General features: G+C 60.1%; 2 protein-coding genes. Both read right to left on the bottom strand.

Going from position 1 to position 1,000, the window contains the following annotated elements; all coding sequences use genetic code 11:
• Nucleotides 1–361 (bottom strand): TAXI family TRAP transporter solute-binding subunit (locus GQE99_RS21435; RefSeq protein ID WP_328794017.1); only part of this gene is annotated, 361 nt, incomplete at its 3' end.
• 294 nt (nt 362–655) lie between these two features.
• Nucleotides 656–1,000: MarR family winged helix-turn-helix transcriptional regulator (locus GQE99_RS21430; RefSeq protein ID WP_235917075.1), on the bottom strand; the 345-nt coding region annotated here is incomplete at its 5' end.

Genomic DNA, 1,000 nt, shown 5'->3' with positions numbered 1-1,000 from the left:
CGAGGAAGAAGTGCATCGGCGCCCAGTTGTACATGTAGCCGATGGCACGCATGTTCTCGATGGGTTCACCGAACGGCTCTCCGCCCTGAAGCGCGATCTGCGCTTCGGCGTCGTGCAACAGGCCCAGGTCGGTGCGGTCACTGCCAAGCAGACCGATGTTGGCGAAGCCGCCGCCGGTCGCCTGATACGTGACGACCGAATCGCCGTCGTCGGCCTTGACGGCACGGTCGATGCCGGCACCCAGAAGCGACCAAAGGCCACCCGGGTTGCCACCCGACAGGGTAAGGTTCACAGGATCGGCGGACACCGCCGTCGATGAGATCGCGAGGCCGAGCGTCGCGGCCAGAATCGAGTACTTCATGAGTCTCCTCCCTTAGTTTTGCATGAATCGCCTCCCAGCGATTCTCGGTTCGTGTCTCCATCCGGACGTGACCGCGGGCCGACCCGCCTGAACACGCGAGAATATTAGACGTCTACTTTCCTAGCTGCGATATTTTGCCACGTCAAGAAATTAGATATCTCAATTATAGCTTCAAACTATTGCTAGATTTCGCGACACCGCTCCCGTGATGGTTGCATAAACGCTCCCACACGGCCACTCAAATATGGTCAACCCAATCCGGACACGGTCGCGCCGACACCCCGGCGACGCCCGTCAAATCTTGGCCAGTGATCGGGTCGGCGGGACACGAAGTCCGCGCGCAGCACCATCTTTCTCATCTTGTTCGAGATTGCGGATGATGGTCGTCAAACCGTGTCGCAGGACCTTCACTTCGACTTCGCTTAACCCCTTGACCGCGATATCGTTGCTCTCCACCGCCATCGGCTCAAGCACGTCGCGCAATTCCCAGCCACGCTCGGTCAGAAAGGCATGCACGCGCCGCTTGTTATCGCCGACGTTGCGCCGTGCGATGAAGCCCTGCTCCTCCATCCGAAGAAGCGCGGTGTGGGTCGTGGGCTCCGTGAGGTTTGCGCGCTCGGCCAGTTCACGTTGCGACAG

It is taken from the genome of Maritimibacter harenae (assembly GCF_009882975.1).
In the GTDB taxonomy this organism is placed as follows: Bacteria; Pseudomonadota; Alphaproteobacteria; order Rhodobacterales; family Rhodobacteraceae; genus Maritimibacter; species Maritimibacter harenae.
This window is presented reverse-complemented; position numbering and strand designations above follow the sequence as displayed.